The 25,125-nt window shown below is 71.7% G+C and carries 27 protein-coding genes and 1 pseudogene; 15 read left to right on the forward strand and 13 right to left on the reverse strand.

The genetic code is table 11. The features are described from left to right. Positions 1 to 5: 5 nt before the first annotated feature. Positions 6 to 341 carry a hypothetical protein gene (locus tag KBX00_RS10060; RefSeq protein WP_210825549.1) on the reverse strand — a complete coding sequence of 112 codons (336 nt, stop codon included), beginning with the start codon at positions 339 to 341 and terminating at the stop codon, positions 6 to 8. Positions 342 to 370: 29 nt separating this feature from the next. Here KBX00_RS10060 and KBX00_RS10065 point away from each other — a divergent pair, with 29 nt between their 5' ends. The 4 genes from KBX00_RS10065 to KBX00_RS10080 are packed head-to-tail and all read left to right on the forward strand — an operon-like array spanning position 371 to position 5,189. Continuing rightward, positions 371 to 2,461 (forward strand): serine hydrolase, encoded by a 2,091-nt coding sequence (locus KBX00_RS10065; protein WP_210825550.1) that lies wholly within the window; start codon positions 371 to 373, stop codon positions 2,459 to 2,461. Positions 2,462 to 2,503: 42 nt separating this feature from the next. Beyond that, entirely contained in the window at positions 2,504 to 3,868 is a 1,365-nt protein-coding gene (locus KBX00_RS10070) for a sensor histidine kinase (protein WP_210825551.1), read from the forward strand. Then, entirely contained in the window at positions 3,865 to 4,521 is a 657-nt protein-coding gene (locus tag KBX00_RS10075; RefSeq protein WP_210825552.1) for a response regulator transcription factor, read from the forward strand. The genes KBX00_RS10070 and KBX00_RS10075 overlap by 4 nt, the downstream gene beginning before the upstream one ends. Positions 4,522 to 4,565: 44 nt before the next feature. Beyond that, positions 4,566 to 5,189: a DUF6518 family protein gene (locus KBX00_RS10080; protein WP_210825553.1), complete on the forward strand. Its 624-nt coding sequence runs from the start codon at positions 4,566 to 4,568 to the stop codon at positions 5,187 to 5,189. Between the two features lie 18 nt (positions 5,190 to 5,207). Here KBX00_RS10080 and KBX00_RS10085 read toward each other — a convergent pair whose 3' ends face one another. Then, entirely contained in the window at positions 5,208 to 5,474 is a 267-nt protein-coding gene (locus KBX00_RS10085; protein ID WP_099846331.1) for a metal-sensitive transcriptional regulator, read from the reverse strand. Between the two features lie 139 nt (positions 5,475 to 5,613). On the opposite strand from KBX00_RS10085, the gene KBX00_RS10090 reads away from it, so the two are divergent. The 4 genes from KBX00_RS10090 to KBX00_RS10105 all read left to right on the forward strand — a co-directional run bounded on the left by KBX00_RS10090 (position 5,614) and on the right by KBX00_RS10105 (position 9,843). Further along, a complete protein-coding gene (locus KBX00_RS10090; RefSeq protein WP_301547657.1) occupies positions 5,614 to 6,216 on the forward strand; it encodes a rhodanese-like domain-containing protein in 603 nt (200 codons plus the stop codon). Continuing rightward, complete coding sequence (locus KBX00_RS10095; protein WP_210825556.1) at positions 6,213 to 7,976, forward strand: SulP family inorganic anion transporter; 1,764 nt, start codon at positions 6,213 to 6,215, stop codon at positions 7,974 to 7,976. The genes KBX00_RS10090 and KBX00_RS10095 overlap by 4 nt, the downstream gene beginning before the upstream one ends. Before the next feature lie 2 nt (positions 7,977 to 7,978). Next, positions 7,979 to 8,395: a carbonic anhydrase gene (locus KBX00_RS10100; protein ID WP_210825558.1), complete on the forward strand. Its 417-nt coding sequence runs from the start codon at positions 7,979 to 7,981 to the stop codon at positions 8,393 to 8,395. A gap of 62 nt (positions 8,396 to 8,457) precedes the next feature. Beyond that, positions 8,458 to 9,843 (forward strand): MBL fold metallo-hydrolase, encoded by a 1,386-nt coding sequence (locus KBX00_RS10105; RefSeq protein ID WP_210825560.1) that lies wholly within the window; start codon positions 8,458 to 8,460, stop codon positions 9,841 to 9,843. A gap of 96 nt (positions 9,844 to 9,939) precedes the next feature. On the opposite strand, the gene KBX00_RS10110 is transcribed toward KBX00_RS10105, so the two are convergent. From KBX00_RS10110 to KBX00_RS10140, 7 genes are all read right to left on the reverse strand, one after another. Then, the gene (locus KBX00_RS10110; RefSeq protein WP_210825562.1) at positions 9,940 to 11,196 is read right to left on the reverse strand and encodes an MFS transporter; all 1,257 of its coding nucleotides are present in this window, start codon (positions 11,194 to 11,196) and stop codon (positions 9,940 to 9,942) included. 127 nt (positions 11,197 to 11,323) lie between these two features. Continuing rightward, entirely contained in the window at positions 11,324 to 11,884 is a 561-nt protein-coding gene (locus tag KBX00_RS10115) for an ECF transporter S component (protein ID WP_210825564.1), read from the reverse strand. Further along, on the reverse strand, positions 11,881 to 12,717 hold the full coding sequence (locus tag KBX00_RS10120; RefSeq protein WP_210825566.1) for an energy-coupling factor transporter transmembrane protein EcfT: 837 nt from the start codon (positions 12,715 to 12,717) through the stop codon (positions 11,881 to 11,883). The genes KBX00_RS10115 and KBX00_RS10120 overlap by 4 nt, the downstream gene beginning before the upstream one ends. Next, positions 12,714 to 14,480, reverse strand: coding sequence for an energy-coupling factor transporter ATPase (locus KBX00_RS10125; protein ID WP_307868380.1), 1,767 nt, complete (start codon positions 14,478 to 14,480; stop codon positions 12,714 to 12,716). The genes KBX00_RS10120 and KBX00_RS10125 overlap by 4 nt, the downstream gene beginning before the upstream one ends. A 50-nt stretch (positions 14,481 to 14,530) precedes the next feature. Continuing rightward, positions 14,531 to 15,916, reverse strand: a complete 1,386-nt coding sequence (xylB, locus tag KBX00_RS10130) for a xylulokinase (protein WP_210825568.1) — start codon at positions 15,914 to 15,916, stop codon at positions 14,531 to 14,533. Positions 15,917 to 16,047: 131 nt separating this feature from the next. Then, the gene (locus tag KBX00_RS10135) at positions 16,048 to 17,265 is read right to left on the reverse strand and encodes an ROK family transcriptional regulator (protein WP_210825570.1); all 1,218 of its coding nucleotides are present in this window, start codon (positions 17,263 to 17,265) and stop codon (positions 16,048 to 16,050) included. A gap of 89 nt (positions 17,266 to 17,354) precedes the next feature. Further along, positions 17,355 to 17,741, reverse strand: coding sequence for a helix-turn-helix domain-containing protein (locus KBX00_RS10140; RefSeq protein ID WP_210825572.1), 387 nt, complete (start codon positions 17,739 to 17,741; stop codon positions 17,355 to 17,357). Between the two features lie 111 nt (positions 17,742 to 17,852). On the opposite strand from KBX00_RS10140, the pseudogene KBX00_RS10145 reads away from it, so the two are divergent. Continuing rightward, positions 17,853 to 18,059 (forward strand): annotated as a pseudogene (locus tag KBX00_RS10145) (RidA family protein); the annotation flags it as partial. Between the two features lie 9 nt (positions 18,060 to 18,068). Here the strand turns inward: KBX00_RS10145 and KBX00_RS10150 are convergent. Then, entirely contained in the window at positions 18,069 to 18,536 is a 468-nt protein-coding gene (locus KBX00_RS10150) for a DUF3291 domain-containing protein (protein ID WP_210825574.1), read from the reverse strand. Positions 18,537 to 18,558: 22 nt separating this feature from the next. Continuing rightward, entirely contained in the window at positions 18,559 to 19,176 is a 618-nt protein-coding gene (locus tag KBX00_RS10155; RefSeq protein ID WP_210825577.1) for a metalloregulator ArsR/SmtB family transcription factor, read from the reverse strand. Positions 19,177 to 19,288: 112 nt separating this feature from the next. Here KBX00_RS10155 and KBX00_RS10160 point away from each other — a divergent pair, with 112 nt between their 5' ends. The 6 genes from KBX00_RS10160 (at position 19,289) to KBX00_RS10185 (ending at position 23,227) form a co-directional block, all read left to right on the forward strand. After that, the gene (locus KBX00_RS10160) at positions 19,289 to 19,894 is read left to right on the forward strand and encodes a YdeI family protein (RefSeq protein WP_210825579.1); all 606 of its coding nucleotides are present in this window, start codon (positions 19,289 to 19,291) and stop codon (positions 19,892 to 19,894) included. Positions 19,895 to 20,000: 106 nt separating this feature from the next. Further along, the gene (locus KBX00_RS10165) at positions 20,001 to 20,402 is read left to right on the forward strand and encodes a DUF6069 family protein (RefSeq protein ID WP_210825581.1); all 402 of its coding nucleotides are present in this window, start codon (positions 20,001 to 20,003) and stop codon (positions 20,400 to 20,402) included. 34 nt (positions 20,403 to 20,436) lie between these two features. Next, positions 20,437 to 20,790, forward strand: coding sequence for a YciI family protein (locus KBX00_RS10170; protein ID WP_210825583.1), 354 nt, complete (start codon positions 20,437 to 20,439; stop codon positions 20,788 to 20,790). 17 nt (positions 20,791 to 20,807) lie between these two features. Further along, the gene (locus KBX00_RS10175) at positions 20,808 to 22,007 is read left to right on the forward strand and encodes an RNA polymerase sigma factor (protein WP_210825585.1); all 1,200 of its coding nucleotides are present in this window, start codon (positions 20,808 to 20,810) and stop codon (positions 22,005 to 22,007) included. Next, entirely contained in the window at positions 22,004 to 22,570 is a 567-nt protein-coding gene (locus KBX00_RS10180; protein WP_210825587.1) for a dihydrofolate reductase family protein, read from the forward strand. Before KBX00_RS10175 ends, KBX00_RS10180 begins: the two co-directional genes overlap by 4 nt. Positions 22,571 to 22,603: 33 nt before the next feature. After that, a complete protein-coding gene (locus KBX00_RS10185) occupies positions 22,604 to 23,227 on the forward strand; it encodes an O-methyltransferase (RefSeq protein WP_210825589.1) in 624 nt (207 codons plus the stop codon). 12 nt (positions 23,228 to 23,239) lie between these two features. On the opposite strand, the gene KBX00_RS10190 is transcribed toward KBX00_RS10185, so the two are convergent. Both KBX00_RS10190 and KBX00_RS10195 read right to left on the reverse strand, forming a co-directional pair. Next, positions 23,240 to 24,289 (reverse strand): methyltransferase, encoded by a 1,050-nt coding sequence (locus tag KBX00_RS10190; RefSeq protein ID WP_210825591.1) that lies wholly within the window; start codon positions 24,287 to 24,289, stop codon positions 23,240 to 23,242. Then, positions 24,286 to 25,026 carry an alanyl-tRNA editing protein gene (locus KBX00_RS10195; RefSeq protein ID WP_210825593.1) on the reverse strand — a complete coding sequence of 247 codons (741 nt, stop codon included), beginning with the start codon at positions 25,024 to 25,026 and terminating at the stop codon, positions 24,286 to 24,288. Before KBX00_RS10195 ends, KBX00_RS10190 begins: the two co-directional genes overlap by 4 nt. Positions 25,027 to 25,125 lie beyond the last annotated feature (99 nt).

Raw genomic sequence — 25,125 nt, forward strand, 5'->3', positions numbered from 1 at the left:
AGTGATCACTCCCGGTCGGGTGCCGGCCCGTTGTCGTTGAGCCGGAAGCTGCTCGTCGGCGGCCCGTCGCCCAACTCCTCCAGGATCAGCCCGGAGTCCCGTGACGTCCGTGGATCCGCCGAGTTGTTGCTGATCAGGAACCCCTCGTCCGCGTCGCCCTCCACCAGCAGCGGCCGGCCGCTGATCGACGTACCCGGGAGGCGGCACAGGTATGCGACGACGCCCCGGTTACGACTCAGGTCGTAAGTCGAATGCCGTCCTGCGCCAGATGTCGCGCCGACGGCACTCGCGGAGGCTGGCACCAGGCCCCGGGTGACGCCGTACGGAAGCTCTCCGGACACCCGTACGGCCCGGAAGGTGACAACCAATCATGATCCACAAGACCGCGATCCGATCCCTGTCGCACCGCGTACGAATCGGCGCTGCCCTGGCCACGGCGGTCGCCGTCGCCGCGACGGTGGTGGGCTGCGGCACGTCACCGGCCGCCCCGGTACCGCCCGCTCCCGCGTCGGCCGATCCCGCCGCGTTGACCGGCGCGAACGTCGACGCCTGGCTCGACGGGCTGCTGCCGGCCGCGCTGGCCCGCACCGGCGTCGCGGGAGCGAGCGTCGCCGTGGTCCGGGACGGCGAGATCCTCACCGCCCGGGGATACGGCCACGCCGACACCGGCGACGGCGGTACGGACGCGGTACCTGTCGACCCCGACCGGCACCTGTTCCGGATCGGATCGGTGTCCAAGCTGGTCACCGCCACCGCGGTGCTGCAACTGGTGCAGAGCGGCAAGCTCGACCTGGACACCGACGTCGCCGAGTACCTCGACTTCACCGTGCCCCGCCGCTATCCGCAGGCCGTCACGCTGCGGCACCTGCTCACCCACACCGCCGGGTTCGAGGAGCGGATCGCCGGCCTCATCGGCACCCCCGGCACCGACGTCGACCTGCGGGCCGCCCTGACCACCGACCCGCCGGAGCAGATCTACCAGCCGGGCACGGTGCCGGCCTACTCCAACTACGGAAACGCGCTGGCCGGCTACATCGTCGAGCGGGCCGGTGGCGTCCGCTTCGAGGAGTACGTCGCCAGCAACGTCCTGGCCCGTGCCGGCATGACGTCGTCCACCTTCGAGCAGCCGCTGCCCGCCGAGCTGAACGACCGGATGTCGAACGGGTACGAACGCGCCGGTGCGCCCGCCGCGCCGTTCGAGATCGTGGGCACTCCCCCGGCCGGCGCAATGAGTGCCCCGGCGACGGACATGGCCCGGTTCATGCTCGCCCAACTGGGTGAGCGGGTGGGCGAGGCACCGCTGCTCGACGCGGCGACACGGGAACTCATGCAGCACCCGGCCCTCGACGCGGCGTCGCTCGGCACCCTTGCCGACGGTCCCCGGATGACCCTCGGCTACTTCGACGAGAGCCGCAATGGGCACCGCATCCTCGGCCACGGCGGCGACACCCGGTACTTCCACTCCCACCTGCAGATCTACCCCGACGACCGAACCGGCATCTATCTCTCGCTGAACAGCACCGGCGACAGCGCGCTGGACAGTCACGAACTCCGGCAGGCCGTGCTGAACGGCTTCGCCGACCGCTACTTCCCGATCGGGAGCACGCAACCGGCCGAGGGCACGCAACCGGCCGAGGGCACGGAATCGGCCGAGGGCACGGAATCGGCCGAGGGCACGGAATCGGCCGGGACCACGCGGCCGGCCGTGGGCGTCGACGCGGCCACCGCCGCCGAGCACGCCGCGCTGGCCGCCGGGACGTACGAGAGTTCGCGGGCGGTGCGGAGCAACTTCCTGACCATGATCGGTCTGGTCGGGCGTACCACGGTCAGCGTCACCGACGGCGACCGGCTGCTGTTCGAGCCGGCGCCGCTGTCCGACTCCCCCGCGGTGTACGAGGAGGTCTCGCCGTGGGTGTGGCGCGAGGTCGGCGGGCAGCGCACCGTGGCCATGCGGGTGGCCGACGGTCGGGTGGAGGCGATCAGCTTCGACTCCGCGTTCGCGCTGCTCCCGGTGCCGGCCGAACGCGACTCGGCACTGGTGCTGACGGTGCTCGCCGCATCCACCGCGGTCCTGCTGCTCGTGGCCCTCTCGTGGCCGGTACGCGCCGTCGTCCGCCGCCGCCTCGGCCGCGCGCCCCGGGACCGGGCCGGCCGGACCGCGCGGATCCTCACCCGGGTCGCCGTCGCCGGCACGCTGCTCGCCCTCGCCGGCTGGGCGGTGAGCCTGGTCAGCATCATGGGCCTGCAGGACGTCTCCGCGACCAGCCTGCGGGTGGTGCAGCTGATGCAGCTGATCGGCCTGCTCGGGGTGCTGCCGGCCGCCGTCCGGCTGGTCGACGACATCCGACGCCGGACCGGCTGGCACCGGATCACCGGCAGCGTAGCGGTGCTGCTCGCGCTGGCCGGCACGGGTTGGTTCGCCGTCGAGTTCATGCTGCTGGCCCCTAGCATCTCCTACTGACCGAAACGAACCGGAACGAACCGGAGCGAGGGTGGCCATCGCATGTCCGACCACAGTGGCACCGACGCCGTCGACGTCCCGGGCCCTCCCCGGCTTACCCGCTGGTTCGACGAACGGCTGACCCGGGTCGGCGTGACCGGTCGGTTCGCGCGGGACTGCCTGCTCGCGGCACTGCTCACCGTGCTGACGTTCCTGATCCTGACGCTGTTGTTCCGGTTCGTGGCACCGGCGCAGGGGCTCACCTTCGGCCCGGCGCGGGTCTGGCTGGTCATCGCCCTGTGCAGCGGACAGGCGATGCTGCTGTGCCTGCGTCGGGTCCGGCCACGGCTCTGCCTCGCGCTCGTCGTCGGCGTCCAGGTGCCGGTCATCGTCCTGTCGGTACCCGAGGCGACGATCCGCGGTGTCGCACCGTTCGTCGCGGCGTACACCGTCGGCGCGCTGCTCCCGCTCCGCTCGGCGCTGCTGGCTGCCGGCGCGGCGGTGGCGGTGGAGACGTCCGGCGTGGCCGTGGCGGTGCGAGCTGCCGACGCGGCGGACTTCGCCATCGGCGGCCCGGGTCCCGGACCGCTCGCCACGACCGTCGGACATCTTGCCACCAGCGCCCTGCTCTACGCCGGTCTCGTCTTCGTCGGCAGCTACGTGGGCACCTACCGGCGCTACCTGCAACTGGTGCGGGTCCGAGCGGACGAGGCGGTGCGGGCACAGCAGGCCACGGTCCGCGCCGCCATCGGCGCGGAACGCGCCCGGATGGCGCGTGAGTTGCACGACGTCGCCGCCCACCACCTGTCCGGCATGGTGGTGCAGGCGGCGGCGGCCGAGCGACTGATCGACCCGGATCCGTCGGCGGCGAAGACCGCGGTGGCGTGGATCCGGTCCCAGGGCAAGGAGACCCTCGACAATCTCCGGCTCGTCGTGGGCGTGCTGCGCGGTCGCCCGGGAGACAGCGACGGCACCTGTCCGGTGCCCGGCCTGGCCATGCTCGACGATCTCGTTGGCGGCGCCCGAAAGCTCGGCAGCCCGGTGGAGTTCGTCCGGCACGGGCAGCACCGCGACGTGCCGCCGATCGCCGACGTCGCGCTGTACCGGATCGTGCAGGAGTCCCTCTCCAACGCCCGCCAGCACGCCCCCGGCGCGCCGGTACGCGTGCAGTTACGCTTCCTCCCTCGGCAGGTCTCGCTCGAGGTGAGCAACGACCGGCCGGCTCGACGGCCCGAGCCGAGATCCTCGGTCACCGGTGGGGTCGGGCTGGTGGGCATGCGCGAGCGGGCACAGCTGATCGGCGCGCGGTTCGCCGCCGGCCCGACGACGACCGGCGGCTGGTCGGTCACCGTGACGGTGCCGACGACCGGAGACGATGCCCGCGCCACCGCGGCGACGGCGACCGGGAACGGAGACCAGCAGAGATGATCACTGTGCTGCTCGTCGACGACCAGTCCGTCGTCCGGGCCGGCTTCCGGGTCATCCTCGAACAGGCCGGCGACATCGAGGTGGTGGGTGAGGCGTCGAGCGGGTCCACGGCCGTCGACCTGGCCCGCCGGCTCCGACCCGAGGTCATCTGCATGGACGTACGCATGCCCGGCGGCGACGGGCTCACCGCGACCCGCCGGATCGTCACCGAGGCGGTCGGGTCGCCGCCGGCCGTGCTTGTGGTAACCACCTTCGACCTCGACGAGTACGTCTTCGGCGCGTTGGAGTCCGGCGCCAGCGGTTTCATCCTCAAGGACTGCGAGCCGGAGGAACTGATCGAGGCGGTCCGGCGCCTCGCCGCCGGTCAGGGGCTTGTCGACCAGGCGGTCACCCGACGGGTGATCGCCGAGTTCGCCCGCCGCACACCCGCACCGGCGACCGATGCCGCCGCCGCGCATCAGCTCACCGCGCGGGAGGTCGAGATCATCGGTCTGCTCGCCCGAGGGCTGTCGAACGTCGAGATCGCCGACGAGCTGTTCATCGAGACCAGCACGGTCAAGTCGCATCTCGGCCGCGCCATGGCCAAGATCGGTGCACGGGACCGGCTCCAGACGGTCGTCTGGGCCTACCGCAACGGCGTCGCACCGCGCTGACCTCAACGCGCGAGATCTGTGCATACCCGCTATTCTCCCCAGCCATGCGGACCGGACCCGACGACCGACACGTGGCGCTCGCGGCGGTGCTGGGTGGCGTGCTGCTCGGCGCTGTCGACTTCATCTGGATCAAATACCTGCCGTATCCCGTCGGCAACCTGGGCAACTCCAGTGCGGTGTGGGCGGTCGCCGCCTTCTGCTTCGGCTACTGGGTCCGGTCGGGTCGGCTACGCGCGGCGATCGGTGCCGCCGCCGGGCTCGTGATCGCGGTGCCCGGCTACTACGTCACGGCGGCGCTGGTGCAGGGCGACGACTGGGCGGTGCTGTGGACACCGACGTCCCTGCTCTGGATGTGCTTCGGCGTCCTCGCCGGAGTGATCTTCGGCATCCCCGGGATATGGACACACGAGGCAGGTTGGCGACAGGTGGTCGGGCCGGCACTGCCGGCCGCGGTGCTGTTCGCCGAGGCAGGGCTGGAGATCCGTCGGATCGGCGACCCCAGCTACGGCAACGACCCGATCTGGGACGCCCTGATCAGGGTCACGCTCGGCCTGCTGGTCCCCGTCCTCGCCGCGCGTACGAACCGGCAGCGGGTGCTGACCCTCGCCGCGGCGTTGCCGCTGGCGCTGGCGGGTCTGGCGGCTTTTCTCCTGGCCGGCTTCCGCTGACCCACCCGACTGCGGGCCTCAGGCCAGCGACAGGAAGAGCTTCTCCATCTGTTCGAGGTTGGCCTTGCGGTCCTCCCCGGCGGAGCCGCTGACGCACTGCTCCAGACCGCTAGCGATGATCTTGAACCCGGCGCGGTCCAGCGCGCGCGAGACCGCCGCGAGTTGGGTCACCACCTCGGCACAGTCCCGGCCGTCTTCGAGCATGCCGATGACGCCGCGAATCTGGCCCTCGGCACGGCGAAGTCGCTTGACCACGTCACCGACCGCATCCTCGTCGACCTGCATTCCCCACCCCTTCCCTCGTCGAACAACAGTACACCGGGGGGTATTTCGCGGCGGCTGACCGCGAGCCGTTTGCGGTTCCCCGATTCTTGGTCAATACTCGGATCCAGATACCCCCGGGGGTATGCAGCCGAACCTGAGGATGGAGTGTCCCGTGACCGCCAGAAGCAGTTCCCCGACCATCGACGTGCCCGCCGCGCAAGCCCTGATCGCCGACAACCCCGACGTGCTGATCGTCGACGTACGCACCCCGGGCGAGTTCGAGACCGCGCACGTCCCCGCCTCGATCAACCTGCCGCTCGACCAGGTCGACGCGCACCTCGGTCGGATCGTCAACGACGCGGGCGGTCGGATCCTGCTGATGTGCCAGTCCGGCAACCGGGCCACGACGGCCTGCGCCCGGCTGGCGAACGCCGGACTGACCGACGCCACAGTCATCACCGGTGGCATGAACGCCTGGGTCGCCGCGGGCGGACCTGTCGAGCGCGGCCGGCAGCGGTGGAGCCTGGAACGCCAGGTCCGGCTCGTCGCCGGCGGTCTCGTCCTGCTCGCCGTCGTGGCAAGCGTCTGGGTGCCCGCCGCCCGGTTCGTGGCCGGTTTCATCGGCGCCGGGCTCACCTTCGCCGCCCTGACCGACACCTGCGCGATGGGCGCGATGCTGTCCCGGCTGCCGTACAACCGCGGCGCCGGTTGTGACGTGGACCAGTCCCTCGCCCGGCTGCGCAACGAGCGGCAGCAGGCATGAACGCTACGGAGTACGTCCGGCAGGACCGCTCCGGCCTGGCCCGGGTGGTGCCCCTGCTCGGGTGGTTGCGCCACTACGACCGCCGCACCCTGCGCCACGACCTGATCGCCGGGGTGACCGTGGCGGTCATGCTTGTCCCGCAGAGCATGGCCTATGCCGCGCTGGCCGGCATGCCCCCGGTCACCGGGCTCTACGCCTCGGTGGTGCCGCTGCTTGTCTACGCACTGCTTGGCAGTTCCGGATCGCTCGCCGTCGGGCCGGTGGCGATCACCGCGTTGATGACCGGAACCGCGCTGGCGCCCCTGGCCCACGGTGACCCCGCGCGCTACGCGGCCCTCGCCGGCCTGCTCGCGCTGCTGGTCGGCGCGATCCAGGTGCTGATGGGGGTTCTCCGGCTCGGCGCGCTTGTCAACGTCATGTCCCACTCGGTGCTGTCCGGTTTCACCTCCGCCGCCGCGATCGTGATCGCCGCCAGCCAGGTGAAGGACCTGCTCGGACTCGACGCCGGGCGGGCGGAGACCTTTCCGGAGATCGCCGCGTCGCTCTGGCGGTCGGTCACCACCGTCCACCCGCTGACGGTCCTGGTCTCCCTGACGAGCGTCGCCGGTCTGCTGCTGCTGCGCCGCTACCTGCCGAAACTGCCCGGTGCCCTGCTGGTGGTGGCGGGCATCACGGCGGTCAGCGCCGGGTTCTCCCTCGGCACGCACGGCGTACGGATCCTCACCGAGGTCCCCGGCGGGCTGCCCGCCCCGGCCATCCCCACGCTCGGCGGCTCGGACGTGGCGGCGTTGCTGCCGGCGGCCGTGGCGATCGCCCTCGTCGCCTACCTGGAGGGCATCGCCGTGGCCAAGTCCCTCGCGGCGCGCAGCCGCCAGCAGCTCAGCCCCAGCCAGGAACTCGCGGCTGTCGGTTCGGCGAACGTGGCGGCCGGTCTGTTCCAGGCGTTCCCCGTGGCCGGCGGCTTCTCCCGCAGCGCGGTGAACTTCTCCGCCGGGGCACGTACGCCCGTGGCCAGCGTGGTCACCGCCCTCGTGGTGGCGCTGACCGCGGTGTTCCTGACACCTGCCTTCCACCATCTGCCCAAGGCGGTGCTCGCCGCCATCGTGGTGGTCGCGGTGCTCGGACTCGTCGACCGCCGGTCGGCGGTGACCGCGTGGCGGACCCGCCGCTCGGACGGCCTGACCCTCGCCCTCACCTTCGTGGTCACCCTGCTGTTCGGGGTCGAGCCCGGTCTCGCCGCCGGCGTGGCCTTCAGCCTGGCGATGTTCCTGTGGCGCTCCGCCCGGCCGCACCTGGCCGAACTCGGCCGGGTGCCGGGCACGCAGACGTACCGGAACGTGGCGCGCTACACCGGCCTGGTCACCGATCCCCGGGTCGCGATCGTCCGGGTGGACGGGCCGCTGTACTTCGCCAACGCCCAGTTCCTGGAGGATCGGCTGCTCAACCTGTCCGAGCAGCGCCCGGACCTGACGGCACTCGTGCTCGACGCGAGCGCGATAAGCGACACCGACGCCGACGGCGCCCATGCCGTCGCCGAGTTGCGCCAGCGTCTCGCCGCCCACGGCGTGGCGCTGCACCTGGCGACGGTCCGTGGGCCGGTGCGCGACCTGCTCGGCCGGGCTGGCGTGTGGCAGACGCTGCACGGGGACGGCCAGGTGCACGCCGACCTCACCACCGCGCTGGCGGCCATCGGCGGCGGGGTGGCGCAGCAGGTGGCCGACGCGCCCGCGCGGCCACCGTCACCACAGGAGGTGTTGTAGCCGTGTCCGACCGGTTCGCCACCTTGCTGAGCTGCATCGACGGCCGCGTCCAGCGTCCCCTCGACGAGTGGGTGCGACGGCATCTCGACGTCGACTACCTCGACACCATCACCGAGCCCGGGCCGGAGGCGGTGCTGGCCACCACCGGCGAGGCCGGGCTGGACGCCCTGCTGGAGAAGGTGCGGATCTCCCAGCGCGCCCACGGCAGCGCGACACTCGTCGTCGCCGCGCACTCCGACTGCGCCGGGAACCCGGTGAGCGTGGCCGAGCATCACCGCCACCTGCGTACCGGCCTGTCCCGGTTGGCCGCCCGGCTGCCGGGCACCCGCATCCTCGCCGTACACGCCGGCCGCTGCGGCCACCGGTGCTGGGCACCCGAACTCGTCGCGGAGGTGACCCCGTCCACCACCGGACCGTGAAACTCTGCCCGATGCATACCCCACGGGGTATAAGCGAACCGAACCCACCTGAGGAGCTGACCATGCTGTTCACCCAGTACTACCTGGACTGCCTGTCCCAGGCGTCGTACCTGATCGCCGACGACACCACCGGCCGGGCGATCCTGGTCGACCCGCGCCGCGACATCGAGGAGTACCTCGCCGACGCCCAGGCCCGCGGGCTGCGCATCGAGGGCGTCATCAACACCCACTTCCACGCCGACTTCCTCGCCGGGCATCTGGAGGTGGCGGCGGCGACCGGTGCCTGGATCGGGTACGGCCGACGCGCCGAGACCGAGTACCCGATCCGCAAGCTGGCCGACGGCGACCGGATCAGCCTCGGCGAGGTGACCCTGCAGATCATGGAGACGCCCGGCCACACCCCGGAGTCGGTGAGCGTGCTGGTGTACGAGCACGCCGAGGACATTGTGCCGTACGGAGTGCTGACCGGCGACGCGCTGTTCATCGGCGACGTGGGCCGACCCGACCTGCTCGCCTCGCTCGGCGTCACCGCCGACGAGCTGGGCAGCATGCTCTACCACAGCGTGCACCACAGGCTGATGAACCTGCCCGATGCGGTGCGGGTCTTCCCGGCCCACGGCGCGGGCTCGGCCTGCGGCAAGTACCTGTCGACCGAACGGCAGTCCACCATCGGCGAGCAGCGCCGCACCAACTACGCCTGCGCACCGATGAGCGAGGACCAGTTCGTCGCGCTGGTCACCGGCGGCCAGCCGGCAGCACCGGGATACTTCGCGTTCGACGCGGTACTCAACCGCAAGGCCCGCGAGCTGTTCGACCACGCCCGCGCCGCCCGGCCGCTCACCCCCGCCGAGTTCCTCGCCGCCCGGGCCGACGGCGCCATCGTCGTCGACACCCGCGACCCGCACGAGTACGCGGCCGGGCACCTCCGTGGCGCGATCAACATCCCCGCCGACGGCCGCTTCGCCGAGACCGCCGGTAGCGTCGTCACCCCGGATCGCCGCATCCTCGTCGTCGCCCACCAGGACCGCGAGGAGGAGATCGTGACCCGCCTCGCCCGGATCGGCTTCGACCACGTCGCCGGTTACCTGCGTGATCCCGAGCACGCGTTCCGCGAGATGCTCGCCGAGCTGACCCCGGCCAGCCGGGTCACCGCCGCGGAGTTGGGCGACGCCCTGGACCGGGCGGAGCCGCCGTGCGTACTCGACGTGCGCAACGCCGGGGAGCGCGAGCAGGGCGCCATCGACGGGTCGCTGCACATCCCGCTGGCCGAACTGCCCCGGCGGCTCGACGAGGTGCCCGACGACCGGCCCGTCGTCGTGCACTGCGCCGGTGGCTACCGCTCCTCGGTCGCGGCCAGCCTGTTGCGGGCGGCCGGCCGTACCGACGTCGCCGACCTGCTCGGCGGCTACGGCGCCTGGCAGGCGCTGCGGCAACCCACCGCGGCCTGAGCCCGGCCGGTGCGGGCGTGGTCGCTCCGGTCGCGGTCACGCCCACACCGCCACCCGGTCGCGCGCCTGCCGGTTCCGCGCCGCACCCGGCCCGAGCTACGGCCGGCCAGCGGTAGCTCGGGCCGGCCCAGCCTCGGCGCGCAGTTGCAGACCGGGAAGGTGGCGCCCCACCAGGACGAAGATCAGGACACTGATCACCGCGAAGACACCGACGCCCAGGAACATCGCGGTCCCGCCGTAGTGGGCGAGAATCAGTCCGCCGGTGAACGGGCCGACGAAGCCACCGAGCTGCGCGAAGGTCTGTGCCCCGAAGTAGCTGCCCCGCCGGTCCGGCGGAGCGATCCGGTCGATGACGGCGAACTCCGCCGGGACGATGAAGGTCTCCCCGATCGTGAAGACCACCATCGCGACGACGAACTGCCAGCTCGGACCGGACAGGGCGAAGCCCACCATGCCCGCGACGAGGAGCACCCCGCCGACGACGATCGACCGCACCGGATCGCGGTTGCGCGCGTACCGCGAGACGAAGAGTTGGACGACGACCACGGTGACGGCGTTCGTGGTCAGCACGTAACCGAGAATCGTCGTCCCGTCGGCGAATCCGGCGGAGAGATGCTGTGCCAACAGTGCGGATATCTTGCCGTGTACGGCCTCCAGCAGCAGGCCGGCAACGATGAGGCAGAGCAGCCGGGCGTCTCCGACGGCCACCCGAAGGCTGTCACGCAGGCCGTTGAGGTGGCCCCGGACACCGTTGCCGGGCGCCTGGTCCACCGCCGTCGGCGACCCGGGTGCCAGGAACAGCAGCGTCAACCCGAACAGGCAGAGGTAGCCGGCGTAGACCGCAGCACCGACGAGAAAAGCCACGCGACCGCCGGACAGACCCACATACGCGCCCAGCAAGGGACCAACGGCGAAGCCGACGTTCACCGCCATGTACTGGTAGGAGAACCATCTGAGGCGGTCCTCCGCCGGCAACAGGTCGCTCAGCAGCGCCTTGGCCACCGGGCTGAACGTGCTGCTGCTGAGGGCCAGAGCGGCGTTTATCAGGAAAACCGCCACCACGGTACTGCTGAAGTAGAAGGCGACGAAGGAGGCGATGACCCCCGACAACGCGAGCAACAGCAGCCCGGTGCGGCCGAGGGCGTCGGACAGGGAGCCGCCGACGAACCCGGCGAAAATGGAGAAGAAGACCGACGACCCGATGATGAACCCGATCGTGGTCGGGGCGAGCCCCAGTTCCCGATGAAGGAAGATCGCGAGGAAGGGGATCGTCACCGAGTTCGCCAGACTCATGATCCCGGCCCCGGCGATCAGTAGCCGGGCCAGCACCATCGGGCGGCCTGTCATCGTCATCGGGAGGTCGGCCCCGCCCCACCCTCGCTTGGGGACCGTGCCGGCGGAGGAAGCATGGCGGTCACCTCGTCGCAGATCAGCTACCAATGCAAATTAGTGGCATCTGCACACGAGTGGCAATAGGGGTTCAGCCCTCCGTCGCCACGACCCGGCGGGCCGGCGCGATGCCCCGGGCCACCCCGGTCGCGATCAACCGACGCGCGACGACGAGGCCAAGCGCGGTGAATGCCACCTGACTGGCGAACATGAGCGCGAAGAAGATCACCTGGACGGGCACCGACATCGTGGCGATGTTGAACGCCGCGTACGCGGACAGGGCGTACAGCGCGGTGAACACGAGCGCGGTGAGCTGGAACAGCCACGGCCGCCAGATCCGGTACCGGGTCACCAGGAACCCCAGTTCCAGAGCGACGCCGACCATCAGGCAGGTGACGATCGCGCTGGGGCCGGCCGGGGTGGGCGTGCTGATGACACCCGCGACGAACATCGTCAGCACGGCCGAGCCGGGCCGCCGCAGCACCGCCAGCGCGACCACGGGTCCGATGAGCCACAGGCCGAGCATCGGGGCGTACGCCAACGGCACGGTCGCGGAGACGCTGAAGGCCGCGAAGTTGGCCGGGATGAGCAGCACGCCGGTGGCCGCACCGATCGCGGCGCACGCCATCAGAAAGCGGGTGGTGAACGTCAAGGGGTACCTCCGGTCAGGTGGTGGACGAGCAGCGGGACCAGCGGAGCAGCAGCCAGCAGCAGCACGACAAGCACCCCGTCGCGCAGCCGGAACGGGATGTGCCGACGCTCGGTCCGGCTCGGATAGGCACCGAAGCCGCGCGACTCCATCGACAGCGACACGCGGTCGGCGTGCCGGATTCCGCCCGCCAGGAGCGGGATGGCGTACCCGGCGTAGCGCCGGACTCCCGCGACCGGCCCTCGGCCGCCGGACAGCCCGCGTACCCGGTGGGCGCTGCGGATCGTGTCGAGTTCCTGCGCGAAGCGCGGCACGAAGCGCAGCGCCGCCAGTCCGGCGTAGCCGATCCGGTAGGGCACCCGCAGTTGCGCGATCATGGACCGGACCAGGTCGGCTCCGTGCGTGGTCAGCCCCGACAGCAGGGCCAGCAGCACCACCGCGGCGACCCGTAGGCCGGTGGCGAGACCGGTCTCCAACGCGCCCGACCAGAGGGTCAACGGGCCGAGCCGGAGCAGGGCGTGGGTGTGGTCGACCTGTGCCGGGTCCGTCCAGATCCCGAACGACACGGTCATCACCGCCACCAGGGTGGTGACACCGAGCAGCAGGCCACCCAGCGTCCGTACGGCGAGCCGGCCCCCGACCAGCAGCAGGGCCAATGCGAGGGCCGCGAACAATGCCGGCGTGAGCAGGTCCCGCGAGCCGATCGCCACCACCATGGCCGCGATCGGCCCCAACACCTTCACCAGCGGGTTGTAGGTCCGCAGGTCCAGCACCGAGCCGTTCAGGTCCGGCTCGGCCCCCAGACCGACGGGATTGCGTGGTGCGCGGGCCATCATGCCGGCACCGCCGTACCAGTCGGCAGGTCGGCCAGTCGGGTGACCGCGCGCCACGACTCATGGCGGACCAGCGTGCCGGTGGCGCGGGCCACCGGAGGCGGGCGAAGACCTGCCCGGGCCAGCAGCCCGGCATCGGCGAACAGGTCTGCCGGCGGCGCATCGGCGATCACCCGCCCGTGGGCGAGCGCCACGACGCGGCTCGCGTGCTCGGCGACCAGGTGCATGTCGTGGGTCACCACGACGACGGTGGTGCCGGTCCGGTGCAGGTCGCGGAGAAGGGTGAGCAGTTCCGCGGCCCGCTGCCGGTCCTGACCGAAGGTGGGTTCGTCGAGCACCAGCACCTGCGGTCGGCAGATGATCGCGGTCGCGACCGAGAGGCGTCGCTTCTGGCCGCCGGAGAGCAGGAACGGGTGCCGGTCTCGCAGTTCCAGCAGACCGAACCGGCTCAGTACGTCGTCGACCCGGCGCGCCAGCTCGTCCTCGGCCACCCCGCGGATCCGCAGCCCGTGGGCAAGTTCGTCGTCGACCCGAGTGGCGACGAACTGATGCTCGGGATTCTGGAAGACGAATCCGACAAGCCCGGACAGGGTGCGGCCGTCGACCCGGGCCGGATCGACACCGGCCGCCCGTACCGTGCCGCGTGGTGGCCGGGTCACGCCCGCGATGGCCTGCGCCAGGGTGGTCTTGCCGGCGCCGTTCGGACCCACCACGGCGACCAGTTCGCCCGCCGGTATGACCAGGTCGATCTCGTGCAGCACGGGCACCCGCCCCCGCCTGACCGTGAGACCGGACACCTCGACCGCGACACCAGCCTCGCCGGCCGGCGCGACGGGGTCGGCCGCATCCGCCGGTGCCGGCAGGACCGGGCAGGCATCGAGTGCGGCGCCCAACTCGGTCGGCGTCAGCGGCAGCGGCGTCAGGTCGATGCCGGCCTGGCGCAGCCGGAGCGCCGCCAGGATCGCCTGCGGCAACCAGACGCCGAGCCGCAGCAGGCGGTCGGCGTGCTCGGTGAGCACCTGCCGAACCGGTCCGTCCAGGATCAGCCGACCGTTGTGGTCCAGTACGACCACCCGGTCGACCAGTTCGACGGCGGTGTCCAGGTTGTGCTCGACGAGCAGGACGCCGCGTTCGCCGGTCGCGACGATCCGCCGCAGCAGGGCGTGCACCTCCTCGACACCTACCGGGTCGAGATTGGCGGTGGGCTCGTCCAGGACCAGCAGCGGTGCCCGCAGCGCGAGCGCGCAGGCGATGGCCAGCCGTTGCCGACCGCCGCCGGACAGGTGACTCGGATCGTCGTGGCGCCGCTCCCACAGGCCGACCGTCCGTAACGCCTCCTCGGCCCGTACGAGCACCTCGCTGGCGGGCAGCCGCAGGTTCTCCGGGCCGAAGCAGACCTCGTCGAGCACCGTGGCCATCACCACCTGCGCGTCGGGATCCTGGAAGACCATCGCGACGTCCCCGGCGAAGGTCGGCACCGGATGGTCGGCGACCGACCGACCGGAGACCTCCACGGTGCCCGCCACCTGGGCGGTCACCACGTTCGGAATCAGCCCGTTGCTGGTCAGGGTCAGGGTCGACTTGCCACAACCCGAGGGCCCGAGCAGCAGCACCGCCTCACCCCGCCGGACCTCGAACGAGACCTCGTCCGGGCTGGGGCGTCCGTAGTGGACCACGTTCTCGTCGCCGTGCTGGGGCAAGTCGCCGTGCTGGGGCAACTCGTGCCGCACGGAGACGCTCGCGAACGAGAGCAGAGGCCGATGCACGAGGTTAGGATAGGCGACCCTAACCCGAATTTTCCATGTGCGGTGCGGCGTCAGGTCAGCAGCCGGAGCGCCCGGTGGCGGATGTCGACGTAGCGGTCGTACACCTGCGGGGTGCCGGCGGCGGCGACCTCCTCGGCCGCGACCGGCCAGTGCGGCGGTTCGGCGGCACCGGACAGCGCCCAGGCCGCCTGACGCGCCGCGCCGAGCGCGACGTACTCGCCGGGACTCGGCACGCTCACCGGGGTGCCGAACAGTGCCGGCGCGATCGCCCGCACCGCGCGTGACCTGGCCGCACCACCGACCAGCAGCACCCGATCCACCGCAATACCCTGGGCCCGCAGGGCGTCGAGAGCCTCGGCGAGGCCACCGAGCATGCCCTCGACCGCGGCCCGCGCGAGGTGCGCCGCCGACGCGTTCGCCCGGGTCAGCCCGGCGAGCAGTCCGCGGGCGTCGGGCAGATTGGGGGTGCGCTCCCCGTCCAGGTACGGCAGGAGCGTCAACCCGTCCGCGCCGGGCGGCGCCGCGAGTGCCAGTTCGTCGAGTTCGGCAAGCGAGCGGCCCAGCAGGTCGGCGACCGCGACCAGCACCCGCGCCGCGTTGAGCGTGCACACCAGCGGCAGGAACCGGCCGGTCGCGTCGGCGTAGCCGGCCACCAGACCACTCGGGTCGGCGGTCGGCACCTCACTCAGCCCGAACGCGCACCCGGAGGTGCCCAGCGACACCACCACGTCGCCGGTCCGCAGACCGACGCCGAGTGCCGCGCCCATGGTGTCGCCGGTGCCGGCGGCGAGGATCGCGCCGGACGCGGTCTCGCCGACCGTCTCGGCGGGCCCAGCGACCCGGGGCAGCGCCACGTCCCGACCGAAGGCGAGCTTCACCAGATCCCGCCGGTACTCGCCGGTCGCCGGTGACCAGTACCCGGTGCCCGACGCTTCACCGCGATCGGTCGTCGGTTCTCCCCCGCCCGCGCGCAACCGGTGGGTGAGCCAGTCGTGCGGCAGCAGCACCGTGCTGGTCCGGGCGGCGAGTTCCGGCTCGGCGCGGGCGAACCAGCGCAGTTTGGTGACCGTGAAGCTGGCCACCGGTACCAGCCCGACCGCATCGGCCCACGCCTGCGGGCCACCGAACTCGCCGGTGAGGTCGACCGCGGCGCGCGCCGATCGGGTGTCGTTCCACAGCAGGGCGGGACGGACCACCTCGCCCGCGTCGTCTAGGCAGATCATGCCCTGCTGCTGCCCGCCGACGCCGATGGCGGCCACCCCGTCCAGCAGACCGGCACTCGCCCGCTCGAAGGCGGCCCACCACAGGTGCGGGTCGACCTCGGTCCCGTCGGGGTGCGCGGCACGACCCTCGCGGAGCACCTCGCCGGTGTCCGCGTCGCACACCACGACCTTTGTCGACTGGGTGGACGAGTCGACGCCCGCAACCAGTGCCATCGCACCCCCACAGGGTCAGGTGCCGATGGTTCAACGGCACTCGAGCGACGCTGCCGGGGCCGACTCTACGGACATCGGCCAGTTAGTTCAACGCCCTTCCAAACTGGTCGGCACGATGCCACCGCGCCTGATCAGGAACGGAACACCACCCGGTCGTACGTCGCGGAGTGCTGCAACGCGAGCAACACCGCCCCGCGTACCTCCGCGTCCCGACCGAGTGTGGAAGCCCGGATCTGCACCGCACGCCGGGCCGGACCGAGCGCCCACTGCGTCGCCGTCGCCCGGAGGTGGGGCAGCAGCAGATCGGAGATCGCGGCGAGGCCGCCACCGAGGACCAGCATCGCCGGGTTGTACGCGTTGATGACCCACGACGCGGCCAGGCCAAGGTTGCGACCCAACTCCGCCACCGCCTCGGACGCCACGGCGTCACCGCAGCGGGCGGCGTCGGCCACGTCCGGCACGCCGAACCCGTCGTCCAGCACGGACGATCGACCCGCAGCGATCGCCTCCCGCGCGAACCGGACCAGTGCCGGCCCGGACGCCACCGTCTCCAGGCAGCCGATGTTCCCGCAGTTGCACGGCACGGTACTGCCCGGCACCCGGCAGTGTCCGATCTCGCCGGCCGTGCCGCCGGTGCCGTACAGCACCTGTCCGGCACAGAGCACCGCCGCCGACAGACCGGTACCGACGTACAGCAAAGCCAGGTCACCGACCTGGCCGCCGACGCCTTCGAGGTGCTCCGCCACCGCCGCCGCCTGACCGGCGTTGTGCAGATACACCGGCACGTCCAGCAGGGCGGTCAACGTCTCACCGACGGGTACGTCGCGCCACCCGAGGTTCGGTGCCAGCAGGCAGACACCACTGTGGAAGTCGGTGAGCCCGGGCAGTACCACACCGACCGCGGCGGTCCGCCCGTCCGGGACCGCCGACCCGACGACGAGCGTCGCCTGCGTCGCTACCTCCCGCAGCACCGCCCCGGGCTCGCCGGCCGGAGTGTCGAACTCGCGCCGCCCCAGTTCGAGCCCGTCGGCGTCGCTGACCGCCACCGTGGTACGCCGGGCGCCGATGTGCGCGCCGACCACCAGGTGCGAGGTGGCGTTGAACTCCAGCAGGATCGGTGGCCGGCCGCCACCGACCGCTGCGGCCCCTCGGCCGACCTCTCGCACCAGATCGTCGGCGATCAACTCGTCGACGATCGCGGAAACCGTCGGCTTGGCCAGCCTGGTGACCCGCGAGATGCCGGCTCGCGAGATCCGTCCGCCCGCTCTGAGGGCGGCGAGCACGAGCGATCGGTTCACCTCGCGTACGACGTTCCGGTCAGCGCCGCGTCGAGGCCCTGCGCCCTGCATCGCCTCACGCTACCCGCGTCGATTACGTGCTCGACGACCGGACCGGCCGGGCGACCGGTCGACGCGCCGCCGCACTCGACGCCCACGCCTCACGTGGTGGTCGCGGTGGCGGCGTCGTACGCCCGGCGCGCCGCCTCGATCGCGCCCAGGTGGTTGTCGGCCCAGTCGAGGAGGACGTCGATCGGCTCCCGGAGGGTCTTGCCGAGTCGGGTGATGCGGTACTCGACGGCGACCGGTCGCGACGAGACGACCCGACGCTCGACGATGCCGTTGCGTTCGAGTCGGCGCAGTGTGGCGCTCAACGACTTCTGCGAGACGGGCGGAATCGCCTGGCGCAGCTCATTGAACCGCGTAGGTTGTACGCAGAGCCGGTCGAGCACCGCGAGTGACCACTTGTCCAGGACCTGGTCCAGGAGTTCCCGGTGCGGCAGCGGAAGCGCGAGACGTTCCACCGCGTGGGGGTCGGTATCTGCCATGACACCCAGTCTCGTTGAAGTTTCCTGAATGCACCAGGTATCAAGGAGATACCGAATTGGTCCGAGGAAGGAAGTTCGATGGGTGTTCAGCTCCACTCCCCGCAGGGCATGATGCGGCCGGTCCCCTACCACCACGTCGCGGTCGCCACCGGGTCACGTCAGGTCCACGTGGCCGGTCAGATCGGCCGCGACGAGGCCGGGCAGCCGGTCGCGGCCGACCTCCGGGGCCAGGTCAGCCAGGCACTGCGCAACACGGCGCGTGGTCTGGCCGGCGGCGGCGCCCGCTTTTCGGACGTCGTCCGCCTGACGTTCTACGTCACCAACTGGTCACCCGACAGGATCGACGACTTCCTGGCCGGGCGCGGGGTACGGCTCACGAAGGGTGAACGCCTCCGGCGACGGGCCGTCGTGCAGCAGTTCCAGCCGGTCGGCGGCCTCGGTGATGGTCGGCAGGACGCCGGCGGGAATCCACCACAGCACGAGGTGGGGGCGGTCGAGCGGGACGAACCACTCCCGGCGCCGGCGCATCGGCTCCAGGTGCGCGGTCCGGTACACGAAGGCGCGCAGCGACTCGACCGACTGCCAGACGGTCAGGTTCACGATGATGTCCGGCCCGAAGGGCCGCAGCGCGGTCGCGTCACCGGACACGTCCTGCAGTCGCCAGACATAGCCGGGCGAGCGCTCGGCCAGGGCGTTGATCTCCGGGAGTTGGGCGACGAAGTCGGCGATCTCGGGGCTGTCGAGCGGGGCGCGGAGTCGGGCGATGTTCAGTTGCGCCAGGTGATGGTCGGCCATGCGACCAAGCCTATGTTCTATGTCAATCCTGATTGTCTTTAGAACGGATCACGACGCAGCACCCGGTCGGCCCGGGGTCGATCCGGACGTCCCAGTCACGGTCGCCCACCAGGCCGTCGAGCAGGGCCAGGTTCAACCCGCAGACCAGCGCGGGATACGCCTCGGCCAGCGCGTGGAACGGACAGTTGCGCAGCCGGATCGTCTGGTCGGCGTCCGCGAACGGCTCGTAGCCGAGTGTCCCCAGGCGCGCGTACACCTCGCCGCCGGCGAGCTTCGCACCCAGCTCGCGCGCTGCCGCGTGGACCGCCGGTTCCACACCGGATCGCTCGACCGCACTCGCCAGCACATCGGCCAACAACCGATAGTCGCGCGGCGGCAGCGTCACCGCGTGTTCGGCGGCCGACCGCCGGTACAGCTTGGCCGGCCGGCCCGCGCCTGGCCCACCGCTGCGCGGCGCGTAGGCCGTTTCCAGCAGCCCCGCCTCGGCCAGCTTGTCCAGATGAAAGGCGGCCAGGGTACGCCCGATGCCCGCCGCCTCGGCCACCTCGTTACGGTTCACCGGCTCCGCCCGCGCGACCACGTACTCATAGACTGCCCGGCGCACCGGCTCCCGCAGCGCCCCGATGGCCTCGAACGACATGCTGCCGACGCTACCCGCCCGAGCACGGTCACCTGCCGAGGCGGCGGCGTCCGGCCAGGTTCGCGGGTCCGGGCGGCGCGAACATGTCCGGGTGCCGCACTAGTCTGCCGTCATGGCGAGCGCTGAGCTGGATGAGTTGATCGTCGCGGACGCCGACGCCCTGCGTGCCTGGTTGTCGGCCAACCACGCCACCTCACCCGGCGTCTGGCTGGCCCTCACCAAGAAGGGCGGCTCGGTCACCACCCTCACCTGGCAGCAGGCCGTCGACGAGGCCCTGTGTTTCGGTTGGATCGACGGGCAGGCCCGGAGACAGGATCACCAGACCTCCTGGATCCGGTTCACCCCTCGCCGGCCGCGCAGTTCCTGGTCGCAGCGGAACGTGACCCACGTCGCCCGGCTGGAGGCGCAGGGGCGGATGCGGCCGTCTGGTCGCGCCGCGGTGGAGGCCGCGAAGGCGGACGGCCGGTGGGCGGCCGCCTACGCCCCGCCGTCGGAGGCCGAGGTGCCGGCCGACCTCCTGGCCGCCATCGCGGCCGACCCGGCCGCCCAGGCCATGTTCGACGTCCTCACCAAGACCAACCGGTTCGCTCTCATTTACCGCCTCAACGCCGTCAAGCGGGCCGAGACCCGCGAACGGAAGATCGGCGAGTTCGTCGCCATGCTGGCCCGCCACGAGACGTTTCATCCGCAGAAGGCCCGGCCCGCACCGGCGGACTGAACTCCTCGAAAAAATCTTGACACACCTGTCGATCGGGGCTGGTCCTCTTCGTAGCTGTGGTGAGAGCCCGGCACCGAGCCGGGACACACGCCGCCTGGAGGGCACGATGAGCACCACCGCGAACACGACCCGCGCCACTACGTCGACCATCGGAACCGGCGTCGTCGCCACGGCTGCCGCCAGCGCCGCCACGATGGCCGTCGCCGCCGCCGGCAACGCGGCGGGCATCAGCCTCGACGTGGGCGGAGCCCCCATCCCGGTCGCCGGGTTCGGCGTGCTGACCACGGTCTTCTCGCTGATCGGCGTGGCCATCGCCGCGCTGCTGTCCCGCTTCGCCCGGCATCCCCGGCGTGCCTTCGTCCGTACGACGGTGGTGCTGACGATGCTGTCGCTGGTGCCGGACGTGATCGCCGACGCCAGTCCGGCGACCAAGGCGCTGCTGATGCTCACCCACCTGGTCGCGGCCGCGATCGTGATCCCCGCTGTCGCGCGGCGCCTGGCCGCCTGATCCCACCAACCCATCGAACCACCGGAGGATCGTCATGAAGCAGTACCTGCTGTCCGTGCACTTCGTCGAGGGCGCGCCGGAGCCGTCCGAGGAGGAGATGCAGACCATGTTCCGGGAGACCGGGCGGATCAACGACGAGATGCAGGCCGCCGGTGCCTGGGTCTTCGGCGGCGGACTCCGCTCGCCGGACACCGCCACCGTCGTCCGGAACGAAAACGGCGCCACCACCATGAGCGACGGGCCGTTCGCCGAGACGAAGGAACACATCGCCGGCTTCTGGGTGCTCAAGTGCGCCGACCTGGACGAGGCCCTCGCCTGGGCCGAGAAGTGCGCGGCGGCCTGCGGCCCGGTCGAGGTGCGCCCCTTCGACGACCTGTCCCAGGCCTGAGGAGCCGGTCACCCGAGATGGACCTGGCGAGCGTCTACCGCGCGGAGTACGGCCGCTGCGTAGCCACCCTGACCCGCCTCCTCGGCGACCTTCACCTCGCCGAGGAGGCGGTCCAGGACGCCTTCGCCACGGCGCTGCAGAAGTGGCAGACCCTGCCGCCGAACCCGGGCGCCTGGATCGTGACCACCGCCCGCAACCGGGCCGTCGACCGGCTCCGCCGGGAGACGACCCGCGAGGCCCGGCACGCCGAGGCCCTGCTGCTGCACCAACAGGACGAACCCCAGGAGGTGGGACCGGTGCGCGACGACCAGCTACGACTCATCTTCACCTGCTGCCACCCGGCGCTCGCCCCCGACGCGCGTACCGCCCTCACGCTGCGCCTGCTCGGTGGCCTGGACGTACCGGAGATCGCCCGGGCCTACCTGATCCAGGAGGCGACCGTAGCCCAGCGGATCGTGCGCGCCAAGAAGAAGATCCGTGACGCCGGCATCCCGTACCGGGTGCCCGCCGAGCACGAGCTGCCGGATCGGCTGCCACCGGTGCTCACCGTGCTCTACCTGATGTTCAACGAGGGCTACACGTCCACCGCCGGTCCGCTGATCAGGACGGACCTGTGCGCCGAGGCGATCCGGCTCGCCCGGGAACTCGCCGCGTTGATGCCCGACGAGCCCGAGGTGCTCGGTCTGCTCGCCCTGCTGCTGCTCACCGAGGCGCGCCGGCCGGCCCGACTCGGCCCGGCCGGCGACCTGGTGCCGCTGGCCGAGCAGGACCGGTCGTTGTGGAACCGGACGCTCGTCGCCGAGGGCCACGACCTGGTCCGCCGCTGCCTGCGGCGCAACCGGCCCGGGCCGTACCAGATCCAGGCCGCGATCGGCGCGGTGCACACCGACGGCGCCGCCACCGACTGGCGACAGGTCCTGGCACTGTACGACCAACTGTTCGCGCTGGTACCGACCCCGGTCGTCGCGCTCAACCGTGCGGTCGCGGTGGCCGAGGTGCACGGACCGGCGGTGGCCCTCGCCGCGCTGGCGGAGATCGACCTCCCCGGCTACCACCGGCTGCCCGCCACCCGCGCCGAACTGCTGGCCCGGCTCGGCCAGCACACCGCCAGCCGGGCCGCCTACGACGAGGCCATCGCGCTGGCCACCAACGAGACCGAACGCGCCTACCTGGAGCGGCGTCGCACCGAACTCACCCACCCGAGGAGACCATCATGACCGCCACCTACACCTTCGACGTCTTCTCCAGCCTCGACGGCTTCGGCACCCATCGCGGAGACTGGGGCAAGCAGGGCCCCGAACTGCTCGCCCATCGCCTGGCCGCGTACGACCCGCCACAGCGCATGGTGTTCGGCGCCGACACGTACCGGGTCTTCGCGCGGTTGCTGGCCGAAAGCACCGACGAGTCCGAGGTACGGGACGCCTGGGTCACCCGGATGCGCCACCTGCCGGCCACGGTGGTGTCGTCCACCCTCGACGGGCCCCTCGACTGGCCGGACGCGACAATCGCGCGTGGGGACGCCGTCGACGTCGTCGCCCGGCTGAAGAAGGAGTCCGAGGTGCCCCTGCGGTCGCACGGCAGCCTGTCGATGAACCGGGCCCTGATGGCCGCCGGTCTGGTCGACCGCGTCCAGGTGACGATCTTCCCGGTGATCACGGGTCAGACCGGCACGGAACCGATCTTCCAGGACGCGGCCGACTTCGACCTGGAGCTGATCGAGAGCCGGACCCTCGACGGCCGCACCCAGGAACTCGTCTACCGCCCCACCCGCCACGGCTGACCGCGTGCCACGCCCGAGACCGAAGGTGAGTCCATGCCGTTCCACACCGAGGTACCCGCCCGGGTGCACCGCGCCCTCGCCCGCGCCTCCGAACTCGGCTTCCCGGGCGTCTGCGAGGACCCGGTCGGCCCGCTGCTGGCGACGTTGGCGGCAGCGGTCCCACCGGACGGTCGGATCCTGGAACTGGGCACCGGTACGGGTGTCGGCACCGCCTGGCTGGCAGCGGGGCTCGGCCGGCGCGGCGACGCGCGGCTGGAGACGGTCGAGTTGGACGAGTCCCTGGCCGCGGCCGTCCGGGCGGACGACTGGCCGCCGTACGTCACGGTCCACACCGGTGACGCCGAGGCGTTGCTGCCCACGCTGGGCCAGTTCGATCTCATCTTCGCGGACGCCGTGGCCGGCAAGTGGACCGGCCTCGATCTGACGATCGACGCGCTGACGCCCGGTGGACTGCTCGTCGTCGACGACATGGACCTGGGGCGCTACCCCGATCCGCAGCACCGCGCCACGGTGCTGCGGGTCGAGCGAACCCTGGCCGACGACCCCCGACTCGTCCCGGCGCGGATCGCAGCCGGCACCGGCCTGATCATCGCCAGCCGACGGCCGGATCACCTTGCGACTACGGCCGGACAATCATCAAGCGCGCGGCCGGACTGAGGTGCACCGCCGTCATCGGTCGGTCCGGCGGCCGATGACGGCGGTGCGGTCGGCCGCGGTCGGCCGACAGTCCACGTAGTCGAAGCCGGTCTCGGCGAACATCTCGCCGAGTTCCGCCACCGACCAGCACTTGCCGGGGGTCGAGTGCATGAGCAGCACCGAGTACTCCGCCACCGGCAGCGGACCGGACCGCTCGACGTCGATGTGTGTGTCGTGTACGACCACCCAGCCGCCCGCCGGCAGTGCGGCAGCCGAGTTGGCCAGGAGCCGCCGCACCTCGCCGGTTCCCCAGTCGTGCAGCACGTGCGAGTACAGGTGGATGTCGTACCTGCCGGGCAGTCCGGCGAACATGTCCCCGGAGACCACACCGACCCGGTCCGCGTAGCCGCGTCCGGCCAGCAGGGTGCGGGCGACGTCGTCCACCGGCGGCCGTTCGAAGACATCGGCCCGCAGGCCGGGATTCCGGTCCACCAGCGCGGCGGCGTAGACACCGGAACCGCCCCCGAGATCCAGAACGGCTCGGGCCGGCAGGTCGGCGAGCGTCTCGGCCAGCACCGGGCCCAGATAGGCACCCCGCGCATCCATCGCTGCCGTGATCGACGCCGCGAACTCCGGCGACGCCAGCCGATCCGACCAGGCCCCGGCGCTGCCGGCACCGGCCCACGCGGCGGGTCGCCCGGAACGGAGGACGGCGAGCAGCTCCCGACAGGTGGGCCGCTCGCGCAGCGAGGCGTAGTAGGCCCGCAGGTCGTACGGTGAGCCGCCGACCAGATGCTCCCGGGCGACCCGGGTCGGCGTGATCCGATCTCCGACGCGGGCCAGCAGCCCACGCGCGACCAGATAGGTGATCGTCACGTCGGCCGCCCGCGGATCGAGACGGTGCGCGCCGCACACCTGCTCGATCCGGGCCAGGTCGTCGTGCTCGCGCTCGTACCGGTCGAGCCAGCTGAACAGATCCAGCTCCGCGACGACCGCGATCAGCAGGTCGGCAGCGTACAACCCGTCCCGGAGCCGGTACAGCTCGGTGGGATCGGTACCGGCCGGTCCACGGTGCGCCGTCACGCCAGTCTGATGCGGACCCGCCGGTTCTGGCGGCCCTTGCTCTCCACCTTCGTGACGGTGACCCGGCCGATCTGGCCGGTCGAGGCCACGTGGGTACCGCCGTCGGCCTGCACGTCGAGGCCGACGATGTCCACCACCCGTACCTGGGGCAGCTCCGGAGGTGCCTTGAACTGGGTGCGTACCAGGTCGGGGGTGGCGTCGGCCTCGTCCCGGGAGAGCATCCGAACAACGATCTTGCGGTCCGCGGCGATCTCGGCGTTCACCGCATCCTCCAGGCTCTGTTTGAAGCCCGGCGGCACCTCCGGCAGGTTGAAGTCCATCCGGGCCTCACCGGGCTCCATGTTGCTCCCGGTCACCAGGACGTTGAAGTCGCGGAAGACGGTGCCGCAGAGCACGTGCAGGCCCGAGTGGGTACGCATGAGCGAGCTACGGCGGTCGTCGTCGATCGCACCGGTCACCGTGGTGCCGACCGGAGGCACCGGATCTCCCGGCGCGGGTAACAGGTGGAGGTCGTCGCCCTTTCGAGTGCCGACGATCCGGGTCTGCACGCCCTGCCAGATCAACACGCCGTGGTCCGGCGGCTGACCGCCACCGCCGGGGTAGAACGCGGAGCGGTCCAACACGATGCCCTGCTCGGGATCCGCCGGATCCGACCACAGGACCGTACAGTCCCACTCCCGGAGTGTGACGTCCGCCCAGTCCAGCCGTTGGGTCCGGCCGTGGTGATCAATACCCATAGGTTGGTGGGGAGGGCGGCCGTCGGTGGCCCGCCGCTCCGTCTCCCTTCAGCACTCGTATGGTCATCAGGACTATTCGTACCGGACACCGGGGACGAA

Origin of the sequence: Micromonospora sp. C95 (assembly GCF_018070465.1) — a bacterium.
Classification (GTDB): domain Bacteria; phylum Actinomycetota; class Actinomycetes; order Mycobacteriales; family Micromonosporaceae; genus Micromonospora.

Bases quoted from the DNA above. Each gene is read 5' to 3' on its own strand.
- KBX00_RS10070 (WP_210825551.1), top strand. From the start codon at position 2,504: ATGTCCGACCACAGTGGCACCGACGCCGTCGACGTCCCGGGCCCTCCC.
- KBX00_RS10155 (WP_210825577.1), bottom strand. From the start codon at position 19,176: ATGTCGTTCGAGGCCATCGGGGCGCTGCGGGAGCCGGTGCGCCGGGCA.
- KBX00_RS10185 (WP_210825589.1), top strand. From the start codon at position 22,604: ATGCCGTTCCACACCGAGGTACCCGCCCGGGTGCACCGCGCCCTCGCC.
- KBX00_RS10195 (WP_210825593.1), bottom strand. From the start codon at position 25,026: ATGGGTATTGATCACCACGGCCGGACCCAACGGCTGGACTGGGCGGAC.
- KBX00_RS10180 (WP_210825587.1), top strand. From the start codon at position 22,004: ATGACCGCCACCTACACCTTCGACGTCTTCTCCAGCCTCGACGGCTTC.
- KBX00_RS10135 (WP_210825570.1), bottom strand. From the start codon at position 17,265: ATGCAGGGCGCAGGGCCTCGACGCGGCGCTGACCGGAACGTCGTACGC.
- KBX00_RS10065 (WP_210825550.1), top strand. From the start codon at position 371: ATGATCCACAAGACCGCGATCCGATCCCTGTCGCACCGCGTACGAATC.
- KBX00_RS10175 (WP_210825585.1), top strand. From the start codon at position 20,808: ATGGACCTGGCGAGCGTCTACCGCGCGGAGTACGGCCGCTGCGTAGCC.
- KBX00_RS10150 (WP_210825574.1), bottom strand. From the start codon at position 18,536: ATGGCCGACCATCACCTGGCGCAACTGAACATCGCCCGACTCCGCGCC.
- KBX00_RS10095 (WP_210825556.1), top strand. From the start codon at position 6,213: ATGAACGCTACGGAGTACGTCCGGCAGGACCGCTCCGGCCTGGCCCGG.
- KBX00_RS10165 (WP_210825581.1), top strand. From the start codon at position 20,001: ATGAGCACCACCGCGAACACGACCCGCGCCACTACGTCGACCATCGGA.
- KBX00_RS10105 (WP_210825560.1), top strand. From the start codon at position 8,458: ATGCTGTTCACCCAGTACTACCTGGACTGCCTGTCCCAGGCGTCGTAC.
- KBX00_RS10120 (WP_210825566.1), bottom strand. From the start codon at position 12,717: ATGATGGCCCGCGCACCACGCAATCCCGTCGGTCTGGGGGCCGAGCCG.
- KBX00_RS10090 (WP_301547657.1), top strand. From the start codon at position 5,614: ATGGAGTGTCCCGTGACCGCCAGAAGCAGTTCCCCGACCATCGACGTG.
- xylB (WP_210825568.1), bottom strand. From the start codon at position 15,916: ATGGCACTGGTTGCGGGCGTCGACTCGTCCACCCAGTCGACAAAGGTC.
- KBX00_RS10140 (WP_210825572.1), bottom strand. From the start codon at position 17,741: ATGGCAGATACCGACCCCCACGCGGTGGAACGTCTCGCGCTTCCGCTG.
- KBX00_RS10110 (WP_210825562.1), bottom strand. From the start codon at position 11,196: ATGACGATGACAGGCCGCCCGATGGTGCTGGCCCGGCTACTGATCGCC.
- KBX00_RS10085 (WP_099846331.1), bottom strand. From the start codon at position 5,474: ATGCAGGTCGACGAGGATGCGGTCGGTGACGTGGTCAAGCGACTTCGC.
- KBX00_RS10160 (WP_210825579.1), top strand. From the start codon at position 19,289: ATGGCGAGCGCTGAGCTGGATGAGTTGATCGTCGCGGACGCCGACGCC.
- KBX00_RS10080 (WP_210825553.1), top strand. From the start codon at position 4,566: ATGCGGACCGGACCCGACGACCGACACGTGGCGCTCGCGGCGGTGCTG.
- KBX00_RS10075 (WP_210825552.1), top strand. From the start codon at position 3,865: ATGATCACTGTGCTGCTCGTCGACGACCAGTCCGTCGTCCGGGCCGGC.
- KBX00_RS10170 (WP_210825583.1), top strand. From the start codon at position 20,437: ATGAAGCAGTACCTGCTGTCCGTGCACTTCGTCGAGGGCGCGCCGGAG.